This window comes from Caulobacter vibrioides OR37 (assembly GCF_000372645.1).
In the GTDB taxonomy this organism is placed as follows: domain Bacteria; phylum Pseudomonadota; class Alphaproteobacteria; order Caulobacterales; family Caulobacteraceae; genus Caulobacter; species Caulobacter vibrioides_E.
Genome location: NZ_APMP01000018.1, coordinates 15,256 through 31,736 on the forward strand (window position 1 = coordinate 15,256; position 16,481 = coordinate 31,736).

The 16,481-nt window shown below is 68.1% G+C and carries 13 protein-coding genes and 2 pseudogenes; 2 read left to right on the forward strand and 13 right to left on the reverse strand.

Translation table 11 applies throughout. The annotated features are described in order from the left end of the window. Positions 1 to 90: 90 nt before the first annotated feature. The 3 genes and pseudogenes from OR37_RS13525 to OR37_RS13535 all read right to left on the reverse strand — a co-directional run bounded on the left by OR37_RS13525 (position 91) and on the right by OR37_RS13535 (position 4,951). The gene (locus OR37_RS13525; RefSeq protein ID WP_004620798.1) at positions 91 to 2,112 is read right to left on the reverse strand and encodes a tetratricopeptide repeat-containing sulfotransferase family protein; all 2,022 of its coding nucleotides are present in this window, start codon (positions 2,110 to 2,112) and stop codon (positions 91 to 93) included. A gap of 56 nt (positions 2,113 to 2,168) precedes the next feature. Beyond that, positions 2,169 to 3,490, reverse strand: a pseudogene (locus OR37_RS13530) (NAD(P)/FAD-dependent oxidoreductase). A gap of 63 nt (positions 3,491 to 3,553) precedes the next feature. Beyond that, the gene (locus OR37_RS13535) at positions 3,554 to 4,951 is read right to left on the reverse strand and encodes a glutamine synthetase family protein (protein WP_004620801.1); all 1,398 of its coding nucleotides are present in this window, start codon (positions 4,949 to 4,951) and stop codon (positions 3,554 to 3,556) included. A 75-nt stretch (positions 4,952 to 5,026) separates the two neighbouring features. Between OR37_RS13535 and OR37_RS13540 the strand changes: the two genes are divergently transcribed. Both OR37_RS13540 and OR37_RS13545 read left to right on the forward strand, forming a co-directional pair. Next, positions 5,027 to 5,209, forward strand: coding sequence for an antitoxin (locus OR37_RS13540; RefSeq protein ID WP_035017417.1), 183 nt, complete (start codon positions 5,027 to 5,029; stop codon positions 5,207 to 5,209). Beyond that, positions 5,197 to 5,472 carry a type II toxin-antitoxin system RelE/ParE family toxin gene (locus tag OR37_RS13545; protein ID WP_035017419.1) on the forward strand — a complete coding sequence of 92 codons (276 nt, stop codon included), beginning with the start codon at positions 5,197 to 5,199 and terminating at the stop codon, positions 5,470 to 5,472. The genes OR37_RS13540 and OR37_RS13545 overlap by 13 nt, the downstream gene beginning before the upstream one ends. A gap of 2 nt (positions 5,473 to 5,474) precedes the next feature. On the opposite strand, the gene OR37_RS13550 is transcribed toward OR37_RS13545, so the two are convergent. From OR37_RS13550 to OR37_RS22345, 10 genes and pseudogenes are all read right to left on the reverse strand, one after another. Beyond that, positions 5,475 to 6,878, reverse strand: coding sequence for an aspartate aminotransferase family protein (locus tag OR37_RS13550; protein WP_004620803.1), 1,404 nt, complete (start codon positions 6,876 to 6,878; stop codon positions 5,475 to 5,477). Positions 6,879 to 7,170: 292 nt separating this feature from the next. After that, entirely contained in the window at positions 7,171 to 8,307 is a 1,137-nt protein-coding gene (locus tag OR37_RS13555) for an ABC transporter ATP-binding protein (RefSeq protein WP_200864140.1), read from the reverse strand. Between the two features lie 178 nt (positions 8,308 to 8,485). Next, the gene (locus OR37_RS13560) at positions 8,486 to 9,409 is read right to left on the reverse strand and encodes an ABC transporter permease (RefSeq protein WP_081612944.1); all 924 of its coding nucleotides are present in this window, start codon (positions 9,407 to 9,409) and stop codon (positions 8,486 to 8,488) included. A gap of 85 nt (positions 9,410 to 9,494) precedes the next feature. Then, a complete protein-coding gene (locus tag OR37_RS13565; RefSeq protein ID WP_004620808.1) occupies positions 9,495 to 10,403 on the reverse strand; it encodes an ABC transporter permease in 909 nt (302 codons plus the stop codon). A 143-nt stretch (positions 10,404 to 10,546) separates the two neighbouring features. Next, positions 10,547 to 11,641, reverse strand: a complete 1,095-nt coding sequence (locus tag OR37_RS13570; RefSeq protein ID WP_004620811.1) for an ABC transporter substrate-binding protein — start codon at positions 11,639 to 11,641, stop codon at positions 10,547 to 10,549. Positions 11,642 to 11,750: 109 nt separating this feature from the next. Beyond that, complete coding sequence (locus tag OR37_RS13575; protein WP_004620813.1) at positions 11,751 to 13,130, reverse strand: glutamine synthetase family protein; 1,380 nt, start codon at positions 13,128 to 13,130, stop codon at positions 11,751 to 11,753. A 187-nt stretch (positions 13,131 to 13,317) separates the two neighbouring features. Further along, complete coding sequence (locus OR37_RS13580) at positions 13,318 to 14,694, reverse strand: aspartate aminotransferase family protein (RefSeq protein WP_054508559.1); 1,377 nt, start codon at positions 14,692 to 14,694, stop codon at positions 13,318 to 13,320. Next, a pseudogene (locus tag OR37_RS22170) lies at positions 14,691 to 14,861 on the reverse strand (hypothetical protein); the annotation flags it as partial. The pseudogene OR37_RS22170 and the gene OR37_RS13580, both read right to left, overlap by 4 nt. Further along, positions 14,858 to 16,303: an NAD-dependent succinate-semialdehyde dehydrogenase gene (locus tag OR37_RS13585; RefSeq protein WP_004620817.1), complete on the reverse strand. Its 1,446-nt coding sequence runs from the start codon at positions 16,301 to 16,303 to the stop codon at positions 14,858 to 14,860. The gene OR37_RS13585 and the pseudogene OR37_RS22170, both read right to left, overlap by 4 nt. Then, the gene (locus OR37_RS22345; protein WP_268743955.1) at positions 16,303 to 16,425 is read right to left on the reverse strand and encodes a hypothetical protein; all 123 of its coding nucleotides are present in this window, start codon (positions 16,423 to 16,425) and stop codon (positions 16,303 to 16,305) included. Before OR37_RS22345 ends, OR37_RS13585 begins: the two co-directional genes overlap by 1 nt. Between the last annotated feature and the right edge of the window lie 56 nt (positions 16,426 to 16,481).

Sequence of the window (16,481 nt, forward strand, 5' to 3'; positions counted from 1 at the left end):
CCCCCCGTAGGCGTCCGGCAAGATTGGAAATATGGGTTTGCCGCCAATTCCTGCGAGTGTTGCAGAAATGGCAAGGTTCAGAGCATCTGGTCAAATAACAGGCGGGTTGGGATAGGCGTCAAGCACCGCCCCCAATGCCTGCTTGAGCGGCCCGAGGTGCGATTCGAATTTCTGCCAATGCTCGACCGCGTCCTTGAAGATCGGGCGGCGCACCTGCTCGGAGCTGGCGGTGCGGACGGCGCGATCGTTCTGGTGCGGCGAAAGGCAGGCCTCCTCGAAGGCTAGGCCACAATGATCCAGCAGCGCGCGGATTTCCGCCTCGGGATCGGCGATCAGGCGCTCATAGATCACGCGATGCACACGTCCGGGCAAAACCGCATCAAAATGCGCCATCAGCGCGACATAGTCGGCGTAGTAGCGGCCGATGTCGGTCAGGTCGTAGCTGAAGGCCTGCCCCCGCGCGAAGTGCTGCTTGAAGCCCGAGAAGCAGCAGCCCAGCGGATGGCGGCGCGCGTCGATGATCTTGGCGTTCGGCAGGATCAGGTGAATCAGCCCGACATGCGCGAAGTTGTTGGGCATCTTGTCGATGAAGAACGGCTTGGCCGTCTTGCGCTGGATGCGGGTGCGCTCCAGGAACTCCTCGCCCAGCGCCTTCAGGTCGTCGGGCGAGAGGTCGGCCAGGCCCTCGGGATAGGTCGAATCGGCCCGTCGCGCGACCTTGCCGCCTAGCCGGCGGGCCATGACGATCAGATCGGGCAGCTCCATCGTCCCCTCGACCTGGCTGTGGCTGGCCAGGATCTGCTCGATCAGGGTGGAGCCCGCCCGGGGCAGGCCGACGATGAAGATCGGATCGGGCGCCGGGCAGCCCTGCCCCGCGCGCGCCGCCAGGAAGGCTGGCGTGAACACCGCCTTGGTCCTGGCCGTATCGGCCGCGTTCTCCTCGGCGTCGTAGTCCAGCTGCGCCCGGCGGATGGCCGCGCCGGCCGCGTAGTGTTCGAAAGCCGCGTCCCAAAGGCCGGCGTCCTCGTGCGCCTTGCCCAGGGCGTAGCGCAGGTGCAGGCGGTCGTCGTCCGACAGGTCGCGGGCGGCCAGCGCCTCGGTCATCGCGGCCAGGTCCGCGTCGGTGAACTTCACGGTCTTCAGATTGGCCAGGCTCCACCACGCCTCGCCCAGGGTCGGCGCCTGGGAAAGCGCCGTGCGATAGGCCGCGATGCTGTCGGCCTGCCGGCCCACGGTCTTGAGGACGTGGCCATAGCTCATCCAGCCCTTGGGCTGGGCGGGGTGCAGGGCCAGCATGGCGTCGCAGACGGCGATCGCCTGATCGTACTCGCCCAGCCGCGCCAGGATCGCCGCGCGCAGGTTGGCGTAGCCGGGATGGCGCGGGTCCTTGGCCGTCAGGATGTCGATCTGGGCCAGGGCCTCGGCGTTCTTGTTCTGGCGATAGAGCATGGTCGCCAGGTTGTGCCGCGCCGCGGCGAAGGTCGGGGCCAGCTCGACGCAGCGGGTCAGCAGCGCCTCGGCGTCGGCATAGCGACCGAGCCTCGCCCCGGTCTCGGCCAACATGCGGATGGCCGCGATGTCGCCGGGATCGGCCTTCAGCCGCTCGCGCAGGATTTGCTCGGCGACGCCCAGCCGGTTCTCGCCCAGGGCCGTGGCGGCCTCGATCAGCGCCGGATCGCGGGTCGAGGCGCGCAGCTGCCGGGCCAGCGCCCGCTCCGCGCCGGCGGTGTCGCCCAGGAGCTCGAGGCTCTCGGCCAGGCCGCGCCAGGCCTCCGACAGACGCGGCTCCAGCGCGCTGGCGCGCTCGAAGGCCTTGGCGGCCTCGGCGGTCCGGCCCAGCTGCTCCAGGCAGAGCCCCAGCTCCAGCTGCGCCAGCGGCAGGTTCGGTAGGGCCGCGGCCAGGGGCGCGACCGTCCGAAGCGCCGCCTCCGGCTCGCCCGACAGGCGCAGCGCGGCCGCCAGCACGCGGGTGGTGTCGGCATGACGCGGCGCGGCCTCAAGGATGGCCCGCGCCTGCTCGGCCGCCAGCGCCGGCGCCGTCTCCAGAAGCCGCTCGGCGTGTTGGAGCGCGGCGGCGAGGCTGACGGCGGGCTGGGCGGTCGTGGATTCCATGGACATCAGGAGAGCGGGCGGAGGGCGGGAGTGTCAATGCGGCGCGCGTCGTCCGACTACAGCCGATCGCGCAGCGCGTACCAGCTGAGCCCCGCCACCGTCAGCGGCCAGCGCAGCCAGCGCCCGCCGGGAAACGGTGGGGTGGGCAGGCGAGCCAGCAGGTCGACGCCATCCGGCCGTCCCAGCGCGGCCTCGGCCAACAGCTGGCCCACGTGCGGCGCCAGCATCACGCCCTGTCCCGAATAGCCCGAGGCGACGCGCACGCCCGGCGCGATCTCGCCGACGAACGGCATCCGGCTCATGGTGATGCCCAGGGTCCCGCCCCAGGCGTGGGTAATCGGAACCTCGGCGAGGCGCGGATAGACCTTGGCCAGGTTCTTGCGGACCATCCCGGCGATATCGCGGGGAAAGCCCGGACGATAGTTCTCGCCGCCGCCGAACAGCAGTCGGCCGTCCGGCGTCTTGCGGAAATAGTTCACGACGAAGCGGCTGTCCGACACCGCCGCGTTCGAACGGATGATCTCTTCGGCCAGCGCGCCCAGCGGCGCGGTGACGGCGATGAAGTTGTTGATCGGCATGACCCGCGCCCGGGCCGGACCAGCCATCACATTCAGTGAGCCGTCGCCGGTGAGGATCAGCTGGTCGCAGGTAACGCGGCCGGTCCGGGTCTCGACCACGATCTTACCGTCCGCGCGGCGCCAGGTCTCGGCGCGGGTATGCGCGTGGATCGTGGCGCCCGCCGCCAGGGCGCGCTCGGCCATGCCGCGCGCCAGCTTCAGCGGATGCACGTGACCCCCGCCGCGATCGATCAGGCCGCCGTGGTAGACGTCTGTCCCCAGATCGTGGGCCAGCGTCGCCTCGTCGATGAGGGCCAGTTGGTCATAGCCGTAGCGCTTGGCCATCCGCTCGGCGTGGGCGGCGTCCTCGGCCTCGCCGCCGGGCTTGTGGCGCGCGTGGATCAGGCCGGGCCGCCAGTCGCAGGCGATGGCGTCGGTCAGGGTCCGGAATTGGGCGCGGGCGTCCTCCGCCAGGCGCCAGAGCGCCAGGGCGTCGTCGGGGCCAACCGCCTTCTCCAGCCAGGCCTGGTCGCGCCGCTGGCCGGTATGGACCTGCCCGCCGTTGCGGCCGGTGGCGGCGGCGCCGACCTCTGACGCTTCCAGCACGATGGCGCGGCCGCCCAACGCCATGGCCGCGCCGAGGCCGGTAAAGCCCGCGCCGACGACGCAGACCTCGGCGGAGACGTCGCCGGATAGCGGGGGCAGGTGGGGGAGGTCGGAAGCGGTGTCCGCATACCAATTCAACATCCCCCTTCCCCTTGATGGGGGAAGGGCCGGGGATGGGGGTGAGCTCGGCGCCTAGGACCGACCCGACATCGCAAGCGGAACACACGAAGATCACCCCCAACCCAACCCTTCCCCCATCGAGGGGGAAGGGCCTTTTTCTACACATTCAGCAGCAGGAACTCCCGCTCCCAGGGGCTGATCGTGCGCATGAAGGTTTCGTACTCGGCCTGCTTGACCCGGTCATAGGCGGCGCAGAAGGTCGGGCCCAGGATGTCGACCAGCGGCTTGCAGGCCTCGAACAGACGCAGCGACTCCGACAGGCTGCGCGGCAGCTGCACGCCGGCCACGCTGGCGTCGGTATTGACCGGCTCACTGGGCTTCAGGCCCGCGATCATGCCCAGGTAGCCGGCGGCCAGGGTCGCGGCGATCGCCAGGTACGGATTGGCGTCGGACGAGGGAATCCTGTTTTCCAGCCGTCGATTGGCCGGATCGGACGGCGGCACCCGCAGACCGCAGGTGCGGTTGTCATAGCCCCACTGGGTGTTGACCGGCGCGCCCGAGTCCCGCGCGATCCGGCGGTAGCTGTTCACATAGGGCGCCAGGATGGCCATGATCGCCGGCAGATAGGTCTGCTGGCCGGCGATGAAGCCGTGGAAGAGCGCCGTCTCCTGCCCCTCGTCGTCGGAGAACAGGTTGCGCCCCTTCCGGTCGACGATCGACTGGTGGATGTGCATGGCGCTGCCCGGCTCGCTAGCCATCGGCTTGGCCATGAAGGTCGCGTAGATCTCGTGCTCCAGCGCCGCCTCGCGAATGGTGCGCTTCATCATGAAGACCTGGTCGGCCAGCTCCAGCGGATGGCCGTGACGCAGGTTGATCTCCATCTGCGCCACGCCGCTTTCGTGGATCAGGGTGTCGATCTCCAGACCCTGGCGCTCGGAATATTCGTACATGTCCTCGAACAGGGCGTCGAACTCGTTGACCGCGCTGATCGAATAGCCCTGGCGGCCGGTCTCGGGACGACCCGAGCGGCCGACCGGGGGTTTGAGCGGGTAGTCCGGGTCGGTGTTGCGGTCGACCAGATAGAACTCGATCTCCGGCGCGACGATCGGGTTCCAGCCCTTCTCGGAATACAGCGCCAGCACTCGCCGCAGCACCTGGCGCGGGGCCTCCTCGACCGGACGGCCGTCGGGATGGAAGGCGTCGTGGATCACCTGGGCCGTCGGGTCCTGGGCCCACGGCACGGCGGCCAGGGTCGCGAAGTCCGGGGTCAGGAAGATGTCGGTGTCGGACTGCACCGCGTTCACCGCGCCCTCGAACTCGGGGAAGTCGCCGGTGATGGTCTGGTAGAACACCGCCAGCGGCAGGTTCATCGACGGCGCGCCGAGGAACTTGCGCACCGGCATGATCTTGCCGCGCGCCACCCCGGCCAGATCGGGCACCACGCACTCGATCTCCTCGATGCTCTGCCGCGCGAACCAGGCGGCGGCCTCGTCGAGGGTCGAGACGCCGCGATCCAGGGTGTGCTCGCGCTTGGCCTTGCTGTGCTTGGGCTTCATGACACGCTCCGAGAGCTCGGCCGAGAGCTCGGTTTTTCCGGATTCGTTCTCGAAAGGTTTCTGCTATCGTAGCGCATGGCCAAGCCGGAACCCGACATCTTCGACGAGTTTGAAGACGAAGCTGATCGCCAAGCGATGGCTGAGGCCGACGCAGACATCGCGGCCGGTCGGGTCGTGCCGCATGAGCGTGTCGTCGAGTGGCTAAAATCCCTTGGCACGCCCAACCAACTGCCCACACCATATTCGTGGCGGAAGTAGTCTGGACCGACCGCGCTTTCGCCGACATTGAAGCGATCGTCGCTTACATCGCCAGTGAATCGAAACCCCTCGCGGCTCAGCGTCTTGGCCAGAAGCTCTTGGCGGTCGGTGAAAGCCTCCGCGATCATCCCGATCGCGGGCGCCCTATCTCGCACGGCCGTCGAGAGGTCGCATTTATCAAGCCCTATCTGATGCGTTATCGGATCAAGGGCGACCGAGTCTTCATCATGGAGGTTCGCCACGCGGCGCGCCGTCGATCCTAGCCTCATGTCACCGCCTCCGGCTTAAGCGCCCGCAGGATCGGCTCGGCCTCGGTCAGGGACTTGCCGATGATCGTGACCAGCTCGTCAATCTCGGCGTGGGTGATGATCAGCGGCGGGCAGCAGACGATGCTGTCGCGGATGGCGCGGACCATCAGGCCGTTCTTGATGCAGATGTCGCGGACGATCGGACCGGCCTCGCCCTCCTTGTCGAGGAAGCGATGGTTGGTTCCCTTCTCGCGCACGATCTCGACGGCGCCGATCAGGCCCAGCGACCGGGTCTCGCCGACCAGCGGGTGATCGTTCAGTCGGGCCAGGGCCTTGGCGAGGTAGGGACCGGTGTCCTTGCGCGTGCGCTCGACCAGGCTCTCGCGCTCCAGGATCTCGATGTTCTTCAGCGCCACGGCCGCGCAGGTCGGATGGCCGGAGTAGGTGAAACCATGGATGAAGTCGCCGCCCTTCTCGCGCAGCTCGGCGACGATATGGTCGGCCACGCCCACCGCCGAGATCGGCAGGTAGCCGGACGACAGGCCCTTGGCCATGGCGATCAGGTCCGGCTTGATGCCGTAGTGCTGGTGGCCAAACCATTGGCCCAGGCGCCCGAAGCCGCAGATCACCTCGTCGCAGACCAGCAGGATGCCGTACTTGCGGCACAGGGCCTCGACCGCCGGCCAGTAGCCGTCCGGCGGGATGATCACCCCGCCCGCCCCTTGCACCGGCTCGCCGATGAAGGCCGCGACATTCTCGGGGCCGACCTCGAGGATCTTGTCCTCGATTTCCTTGACCGCGCGGTCGCGGAAGGCGGCCGGGTCCTCGCCGAAGCCGTCGCCGAACGCATAGGGCTGCATCACATGGTGGACGCCGGGAACCGGCAGGTCGCCCTGCACATGCATGTGCTTCATGCCCCCTAGCGAGACCCCGGCCACGGTCGAGCCGTGATAGGCGTTCCAGCGGCTGATGAAGACCTTGCGCTGCGGCTGGTCCTTGAGCTTCCAGTAGTGGCGGACCAGCCGGAAGACCGTGTCGTTGGCCTCCGAGCCCGACGAGTTGAAGAACACGTGGGTCAGATGGCCGCCCATCTTCTCGGCGATCTTGGCCGCCAGGGTCACGGTCGGCGGCGTCGCGGTCTTGAAGAAGGTGTTGTAGTACGGCAGCTCCAGCATCTGCTCGTAGGCGGCTTCCGCCAGCTCGGTGCGGCCATAGCCGATATTGACGCACCACAGGCCGGCCATGCCGTCGAGGATCCTGTGGCCCTCGCCGTCGGTGATGTGGCAGCCCTCGGCGCGGGTGATGATCCGGCTGCCGCCCAGCTCGGCGATGACCTTGTGGTCGGCCTGGGCCGGCAGGTGGTGGGCCAGATCCAGGCGCTTGAGCTCGGCGATGTCGTGGTTGCGGATCGGGACGGTCATCGGTGGCTTCCCTGACTTTCGGCCTGCCTCTGGGAGCAGATCCGTTTGAACGCGAAAAATCCGATCTCCCCGGCGAATGCCGGGGCCCAGATCGTAGAGCGCGTTAGGTTTAAGTGTGAGCGGTTAAACCGCTCGACTGCGCTCTAAATATTTGAATCTAGAGCCTGTTTAACCGCTTCAAATGATTCCATTTGAAGCGGACAGGCCCTAGGGCTGTGAGGCGCCAGGCCGGTAAGAGCTCAGGCTGAATCTGGGTCCCGGCATTCGCCGGGAAGGTCGGGTGGAGAGGCGATCATGACAACAGCACCGCCGGCGAGCAGGCGTGCCAGCACAGCCACACCGTCTCGCCCAGCTTGAAGTCTTCCTGGTCCCAGCGGGTCAGGTTCGAGCGCTGGACCTTGATCCGCCGCCCGCCCCCATTGGGCGTAAGAACCTCGACCTCGTAGGTCGAGGACCCGCCCAGATAGGCCTCGTGCTTGATGACCCCCTGGATGGCGTTGGTCCCGGTGGGGGCGTCGCCGAGATTGGGCGCGGCCTCGCCCTCGATCTTGTGCAGCTCGATCTTCTCGGGCCGGATCGCCGCCCAGACCGCGCCGCCGCGCGCGCCGGTGACGCCGTGGTCCAGGAAGATGTCGACCGGCAGGTCCGGCGAGCGGATCACCGCGTGGCTGGGCTCGTCGACGGCCAGCACGCCCTCGAACAGGTTCACCTGGCCGATGAAGTCGGCGACGAACCGGCTGTTGGGGAACTCATAGAGATCGTTCGGCGAGGCGACCTGCCGCAGCACGCCCTTGTTCATCACCGCGCAACGCGTCGCCAGCGCCAGGGCCTCGTCCTGGTCGTGGGTGACCATGATGAAGGTGATCCCGACCTTCTCCTGCAGGGTGCAGAGCTCGGTGCGCATCTGCTCGCGCAGCTTGGCGTCCAGGGCCGACAGCGGCTCGTCCAGCAGCAGCACGCGCGGCCGCTTGACCAGCGCCCGGGCCAGGGCCACGCGCTGGCGCTGGCCGCCGGACAGCTGGTCGGGCTTGCGGCCGCCATAGCCGCCCAGCTGCACCAGCTCCAGCGCCTCCTCGACGCGGCGATCGCGCTCGGCCTTGCCCACCTTGTCGACCACCAGGCCATAGGCGACGTTGTCGGCGACGTTCATGTGCGGAAACACGGCGTAGGACTGGAACACCATGTTCACCGGCCGCTTGTTGGGCGGCACGTTAGAGATGTCCTGGCCGTCGATCAAAATCCGCCCCTCGGTGGGGGTCTCGAACCCGGCCAGCATCCGCAGCAGCGTGGTCTTGCCGCAACCCGACGGCCCCAGCAGCGCGAAGAACTCGCCCTCGTTGACCGTCAGCGAGACGTCGTCGACCGCCGCCAGCTTGCCGAAGCGCTTGGTGACGTTCTCGAAGGTGATGATGGGCTTGGTCACTTCGATTGTCCCCCGACATACACGTTCCCGGCCAGCAAAGCGCCCCCTCCGTCACGATGCGCATCCGCATCGCGCCACCGCCCCCGCCTTGCGTGGGAGGAGGACATTCCACGCTCCTCACCCGTGAAACGGGGGAGGTGGATCGACGCGAAGCGGCGAGACGGAAAGGGCGCTGCGAACATGCTCATTTCCCGTCCCCCCCATGCCCCGCCGTCGCCGCGGCGTTTCCCTGCAGCTTCAGCGCCGCGGCGGTCAGCAGCACGGTCAGCACGATCAGCACCGTCGAGGCCGCGTTGACCTCCGGCGTCACCGAGAAGCGGACCATCGAATAGACCTTCACCGGGAAGGTCACGGTGTCGGGCCCGGCGGTGAAGAAGGTGATCACGAAGTCGTCGAGGCTCAGCGTGAAGGCCAGCAGGGCCCCCGCCACCAGCGACGGCGCCATATGCGGCAGGATCACGTCGCGGATCGTGCGGAACTCGCCGGCCCCCAGGTCGCGGGCGGCCTCCTCCATCTCGCGGTTAAAGCTGGCCATGCGAGCCCGCACGACGACCGCCACGAACGGGAACGAGAACGACACGTGGGCGATGATGATCGCCCCCAGGTCCAGCGGCCACGGCAGACCCTGCGGCCAGGGCATGACCCGAGCGAAGAACACCAGCATGGCCACGCCCATGCAGATCTCGGGCACGACGATCGGCAGGGCCATGGCGCCGTCCAGCGCCGTCTTGCCGACGAAGCGGAACCGCCACAGCGCCAGCGCCGCCATCGCGCCCAGCGCCAGGCTGATCACCGTCGAAACCGCCGCGATGGTCAGGCTATTGGCGAAGGCTTCCAGCAGGGCCGAGTCATGGAACAGCTTGTCGTAATATTTGAGCGTGAAGCCCTTCCAGACGATGTTGCGCCGGCTGTCGTTGAAGCTGAACGCCATCAGGGCGATCAGCGGCGCGTAGAGGAAGACGAACACCGCCGCCAGCCAGGCCCGCATCGGCCATCGGCGCAGGTATTCCAGAGGACCGGGGGGCGATTTCTTGGCCATCAGAGCGCCCCCTCCGGCTCGCCGCTTCGCGTCGATCCACCTCCCCCGTTGCACGGGGGAGGATGACATCCCTCCTCACCCGCGACGCGGGGGAGGTGGCGCGCCGCGGATACGCGGCGTGACGGAGGGGGCGCTATGGCTCGGATCAGGGCGCTCATGCCCTGCCCTCCGGCGTCCGCTTCGCCAGCAGGCCCTGCACGGCGATGGCGATGAAGGTCAGGTACATCAGCACGAACGACATGGCCGCGCCGAACGGCCAGTCGTTGGCGCGCTTGAACTGGCGCTCGATGACGTTGGCGATCATCTGGCTGTCGGGACCGCCGAGCAGGTCGGGGGTCAGATAGGCCCCCAGCGCCGGGATGAAGGTGATCAGCACGCCCGAGGCGATGCCCGGCAGGGCCAGCGGGACGACCACCTTGAACAGCGTCCGCAGGTGCCCGGCGCCAAGATCCAGGCTGGCTTCCAGCAGCGACTTGTCGAGGCGATCGAGGGCCGAATAGAGCGGCAGCACCATGAACGGCAGGTGGACATAGACCAGCCCCAGCACGACCGCGAAATTGTTATGCAGCAGCTCCAGCGGCTGGAACGGCTCGAACGGCTTCAGCCCCGCCAGCGCCGCCAGGGTCCCGCCGCCCTTCCACAGCCATTCCAGGCTCATATTGACGTAGCCCTCGGTGCGCAGCACCGCGATCAGGGCGTAGGTGCGGATCAAGAGGTTGGTCCAGAACGGCAGCATGACCAGCAGCAGCAGCCAGGTCTTGGCCTTGTCGGACGCGAAGGTGATGGCCAGGGCTACCGGGAAGCCCAGCACCAGGCACAGCACCGTCGTCAGCCCCGCCACCCAGGCCGACTTCAGGAAGATCATCAGGTACAGCGGCTCGATCGCCCGGGCGTAGTTCTGGAACGTGCCGGTGATGGCGATCTGGGTCAGGCCGGCGTTGTGACCGAAGCTATAGGCCCAGACGATCGCCATGGGCGCGACGAAGAACACCACCAGCCAAGCCAGCGGCGGTCCCAGCGCGGCCGCGAACACGGCCTTGGCCTGTTTCCAGGATTGTTCCATCGTCAGCGTCTCTCCCTTCCCCCTTGATGGGGGAAGGGCGGGGTTGGGGGTGAAAGCGGTTCAGAACTTGGCGAGGCCGGGGTGACGTCCGCTGCCGGAGTCACCCCCATCCCTGCCCTTCCCCCATCAAGGGGGAAGGGTTCTCAGGCCGCCCGCACCCGGGTGATCACCTCCTCGTAGAGGCTGGCTTTTTCCGCGCCCTCGAAGGCGCCGTATTCGCACTTGGCCATCACCTCGGGGGGCGGGAAGATCACCGGATTCTTCTTGTAGCTGTCGGGCATCAGCGCCTTGGCCGCCGCGTTCGGCGTCGGATAGAGGATCTTCTTGGTGATCGCCGCGCCGGCCTGGGCGTCCAGCAGATAGTTGATGAAGGCGTGGGCGTTGTTGGGACGCGGCGCGCCTTTCGGGATGCACAGGCTGTCGGAGTTGATCAGGCTGCCTTCCTTGGGCACCACGAAGTCGAGATCGGGGTCTTCCCGCATCACCTGGGCGATGTCGCCATTGTACTCCAGCACCAGGTCGACATCGCCGGCCAGCAGCATGTCCTGGCCGTTGTCGTCGTGGAACGCCTTCACGAACGGCTTCTGCTTGATCAGCATCTTCTCGATCTGGGGGATCATGTCGGCGGGGATATTGTTCAGCGAGTGTCCCAGATACTTGGCCGACAGCCGCACCAGGTCGGCGCTTTCGGACAGCAGGGCGATGCGACCCTTGTACTTGTCGCTGTCGAACAGCCACTTCCAGCTGTCGGGCACGCCCTGGACCTTGCTCTTGCGATAGCCGATGCCCAGCAGCAGCCAGGTGTAGGGCATCGAGAACTTGCGGCCCGGATCGTAGTCGGGATTGAGGAACGTCGGGTCGATGTTCTTGATGTTCGGGATCTTGGCGTGATCCAGCGGCGTCAGCATGTCGGCCTGGGTCATCCGCGTGACGAACTCGTTGGACGGCACGATGACGTCAAAGCCGGGATTGCCCGCCTTCAGCTTGGCGAACAGTTCGTCGTTGGTCGCGAACAGGCTCATGTTCACGTCGACGCCCGTGGCCTTCTTGAAGTCGGCCAGGGTGGTCTCGCCGATATAGGTGTCCCAGTTGTAGAAGTTGAGCTTGGGCTCCTCGCCGCCGGCGCCGGCGGCCTTGGGCTTCTCACCGCAGGCGGTGAAGGTCATGCCGATGGCGGCCGCGCCGGTCGCGGCCAGAAGCGAGCGGCGGTTCAGGCCCCTCCCCGTGATAGTGCTCATGGTCCCCTATCTCCCTCTAGGTTGTCCGATCACGGACATGACGTTCGCGGCACTCACTCGCTCCTTCCCCTTGGACGGGGAAAGGAGCCCCCTCACTCACCACGCAACTTCACGCGTTGCGGAGATACCAATCGAAATCGAGCTCGGTGACGACCTCGAAGAAGCGCGCCTGTTCCGTGCGCTTGACCGACACGAACATGTCCACGAAACGCTCGCCCAGATAGTCGCGCAGGACCTCCGAGGTCGCGAACAGGTCCACGGCGGCGAACCAGTTGTTGGGCAGGCGGATGTTCTCCTTGGCGGCGGCCGCGTAGCCGTCGCCGACCACCGCCGGCCCCGGATCGAGCTTGTTCTTGATACCGTGGTGAGCGCTGGCCAGCAGCACGGCCAGCACCAGATACGGATTGGCGTCCGCGCCCGCCACGCGATGCTCGACATGGCGGGTATGCGGCGGACCGGCCGGCACGCGCAGGCTGACGGTGCGGTTGTTCACGCCCCAGGTCGGCGCCACCGGCGCGTAGCTGTTGGCCTTGAAGCGGCGATAGCTATTGGCGTTGGGCGCCAGGATCGCCATGCCCTCGCCCAGCAGGGCCTTCATGCCGGCGATGGCGTGCTTGAGCAGCGCCGAGCCCTCGACGTCCTCCGCCGCGCACAGGTTATTGCCGCTGGCGTCGTTGATGCTGAGATGGACGTGGAAGCCGTTGCCGGCCCGGTCGCTCCAGGGCTTGGCCATGAAGGTCGCCTCGCAGCCATGGCGCAAAGCCACGCCCTTGGCGGCGCGCTTGTAGAGCACCGCGTCGTCGGCCGCGCGCAGGGCGTCGGCCTTGTGCTTGAGGGTCAGCTCGACCTGGCCCGGCGCGAACTCCGAGATCGCGCCCTCCAGCGGCACGCCGATCGCGTCGGCGACGTCCCACAGCTCGCGTAGGAACGGGGCGTGGGCCTCCAGCTCCGGCAGGCCGTAGACCTGGATGCCGGTCGGGACCTGACCGGTCAGGGCCGACTTGGCGGGCAGGAGTTCGCCGCGCGGCCCGCGTTCCAGGTCGACGAGGTAGTATTCCAGCTCGCAAGCGGCGACGGGGGTCAGGCCATCGGCGGCGTAGCGGTCCAGCACCCGTCGCAGCACGTGGCGCGGATCGAGGTCGTTCGGCGTCCCGTCCAGCTCGTACATCGACAGCATGACCTGGGCGACGTCGGGTCCCAGCCACGGCGCCAGGGTCAGGGTTCCCGGGACGGGCCGCGCGCGGCGGTCGGCGTCGCCATCCTCCCAGACCAGGCCCGTGTCCTCGCAGTCGGCCCCCGTGGTGTCGACCACCAGCACCGAGCCCGGCAGGAAGCGGCCGTATTCGTAGATCGCCTCCAGCTCATGCACCCGCAGCCGCTTGCCGCGCGGCACGCCGGTCATGCTGGTGAAGAACACCTCGACGAACCGCACCTGAGGGTTCGCGGCCAGGAAGTCGCGGCATTCCTGGATGTCGGCGACCATCACCATGACCCCTCTCCCGTGGGGAGAGGGCGGGACCCGCGTCCGTAGGACGTGGGGGGGTGAGGGGGTAAAGCCTTTCCGGAAAAGTCAGGGCGAGAAGCCGGTCGAGGGTGAAATCCCTCACCCTCCCAAGGCTGCGCCTTGGGGCCCGCCCTCTCCCGCCGGGAGAGGGTTTCCGTTAGCGTCCCGCTCATCAATTTATCTCCCCCATCGCCGCCGCGAACCCGTCCACGGCCGCGACCAGCCGGTCGATCGCCGCGTCGTCGGTGACGGGCGAGACCAGCATCATGTTGTGGAAGGGCGCGATCAGCACCCCTCGGTTGATCAGCCACAGATGCAGCGCTTCCACCGCCTGATGGTCCAGCGCTTTTCGCATTTGGGCGGCGTTCCTCGGCGGCGGATCGGCGAACACCAGCTCGACCCGCGCGCCGACATGGACGACCGACCAGAGCGGCTTGCGCGCCGCGATCACGCCCCTCAGCCCCGCCACCAGCCGCTCGGCGCCGGCCAGCATCCGCGCGTAGGCGGCGTCGGTCATCACCTCGCTCAGCATCGCGCGCATGGCGGCCATGGCCAGCGCATTGCCCGACAGCGTCGTGCCGATGCCGGACTGTCCCGGCCCAATCCTGGCCCGCGCGTCGTCCATCCGCGCCGAGAGCGCGGCGGTGACGCCCCACACCGCCGCCGGCACGCCGCCGGCGATGGCCTTGCCCAGGACGAAGACGTCCGGCTCCAGGCCGTGGGCGCGCGTATAGCCGCCGGGGCCGGTCGAGATGGTGTGGGTCTCGTCGATGATCAGCAGGGTTCCGGCGTCGCGGGTCAGGCGGCGCAGGGCCTCGTGGAAGCCGGACTCGGGCAGGATCATGCCGCAGTTGGTCATCACCGGCTCGGCCAGGACGGCGGCGACATCGCCGGGCGCCAGGGCCGCTTCCAGCGCGGCGATATCGTTGAACGGAACGACGCGGGTGGTCGCCGTCAGGTCGTGGACCTGGCCCAGCAGGCCCGGCTTCATCGCGGGTCCGCCAGCCTTCAGCACCACGAAGGCGTCGTCGACCATGCCGTGATAGCAGCCGTCGAAGACCAGGATAACCGGCCGGCCGGTGACCGCCCGCGCCCAGCGGATCGCCGCGCGGTTGGCGTCGCTGGCCGTGGTCGCCGCCTGCCACAGCGGCAGGCCGAACCGCTCGGCCAGGAGCTTGCCGACGATGGCGGCGGACGGCGTCGGCAGCATGAAGCCCGCGCCGCGCTTGATCTGGTCGGCGACGGCCGCCGCCACCGAGGCGTCGCCATGGCCGAACATCGACGGCGTGTCGCCCAGGCAGAAGTCGTCATAGAGCTTGCCGTCGACATCGGTGATCTGCGCCCCGACGCCCTGGGCGGCGAAGATCGGCGACGGACTGGCCCAATCGTTCATCCAGTGCATCGGCGCCCCGCCGCGCCAGTGCGCGGCGGCCGCCTTGGCCATGGCGACCGAGCGGGGGTGTTCGGCCAGGAAGCGGGCGCGTTCCTGGGTCAGCAGATCGGAGAGGGAGCGGGTGAGGTCAGCGATCATTCCACCGCCCCTCCCCATTCAACCGTCATTCCCGCCCTTGTGGCGGGAAACCCTGGTTCAGCCCGCACTTGCGACGCCCGCGGACCGCCTGCGGTCCGCCCCTCCCGCCCTTGCGGCGGAGGGAGGGGTTCCCGCCACAAGGGCGGGAATGACGGAGCATTTTGAGGGTTAGGAAGGCGCGTCATCCCACCCCGCCAAAGCACAGGTACTTGGTCTCCAGATACTCCTCGAGCCCCTCCGAAGACCCCTCGCGGCCCAGGCCCGACTCCTTGACCCCGCCGAACGGCGCGACCTCGGTGGAGATCAGGCCTTCGTTGATCCCGACCATGCCGGCCTCGATCGCCTCGGCCACGCGCCAGCAGCGGCCGACGTCGCGGCTGTAGAAGTAGGCGGCCAGGCCAAAGGGCGTGGCGTTGGCCAGCTCGACGGCTTCGGCTTCCGTCTCGAACTTCACGATCGGGGCGACCGGGCCGAAGATCTCCTCGTTGAACAGGCGCATGGCCGGTGTCGCGCCCGTCAGGACCGTGGGCTGATAGAACAGGCCGCCCAGGGCGTGGCGGTCCCCGCCCACCACCGCCTTGGCCCCGCCGGCCACCGCCTCGCGCACCAGGGCCTCGACCTTCTGAATGGCCTTGTCGTTGATCAGCGGCCCGATCACCACGCCGTCTTCCGTCCCCGGCCCGACCTTCATCGCCGCGACCTTTTCAGAGAGGCGCGCGACGAAGGCGTCGTGGATGCCCGACTGCACGATCAGCCGATTGGCGCAGACGCAGGTCTGGCCGGTATTGCGGTACTTGCTGGCGATCGCGCCGTCGACGGCGGCTTCAAGGTCGGCGTCGTCGAAGACGATGAAGGGCGCGTTGCCGCCCAGCTCCAGGCTGAGCTTCTTCATCGTGCCGGCGCACTGCTCGTACAGCACCTTGCCGATCGGGGTGGAGCCGGTGAACGACAGCTTCCGCACCCGGCCGTCCTCGCACAACGTCTTGCCGACAGCGCTGGAGTTGGTGGTCGTCACCACGTTCAGCACCCCGGCCGGCACGCCCGCCTCGACCGCCAGGCGCGCGATGGCGAGCGCGCACAGCGGCGTCTCGGCGGCCGGCTTGACCACCACGGTGCAGCCCGAGGCCAGGGCCGGCCCGACCTTGCGGGTGATCATGGCGATCGGGAAATTCCACGGCGCGATGGCGGCGCAAACGCCCACCGGCTGCTTGATCGAGGCCAGGCGCTTGCCCGGCATCGGGGTCGGGATCGTGTGGCCGTAGGCGCGCTTAGCCTCGTCGGCGAACCAGTCGATGAACGCCGCGCCATAGGCGACCTCGCCCTTGGCCTCGGCCAACGGCTTGCCCTGTTCGGCGGTCATCAGGCGGGCCAGGTCGTCGGCGTGGGCGAGCATCAGGTCGCTCCACCGGCGCAGGATCGCCCCGCGCGCCTTGGCCGTCTGGCCGGCCCAGGCGGAGAAGGCGCGATGCGCGGCCGCGATCGCCGTCCGCGTCTCGTCGGGACCAAGATCGGCGACCTTGGCGATCACGGCGCCGGTCGCCGGATCCAGCACCTCGAACGCGCGGTCGCCCGCGATCCACTGGCCGTCGATGAAGGCTTGGGTTTCAATGAGTTTGAGAGGGGTCATCACGGATTGCCTCGACGCGCCGACTTCGGCTCGGCGCCGTTATGCAACGCGCGAACGGCGCGCGCGACGCCCGTCGGCGCGAAGCCTCCGGACGGCGCGGCGATGGCGGCGAGCATGGTCACGGGACAAGATCCTGATAACTGTGATCACAGTTTTCCGCCCTCGCGACCCTGTCAAG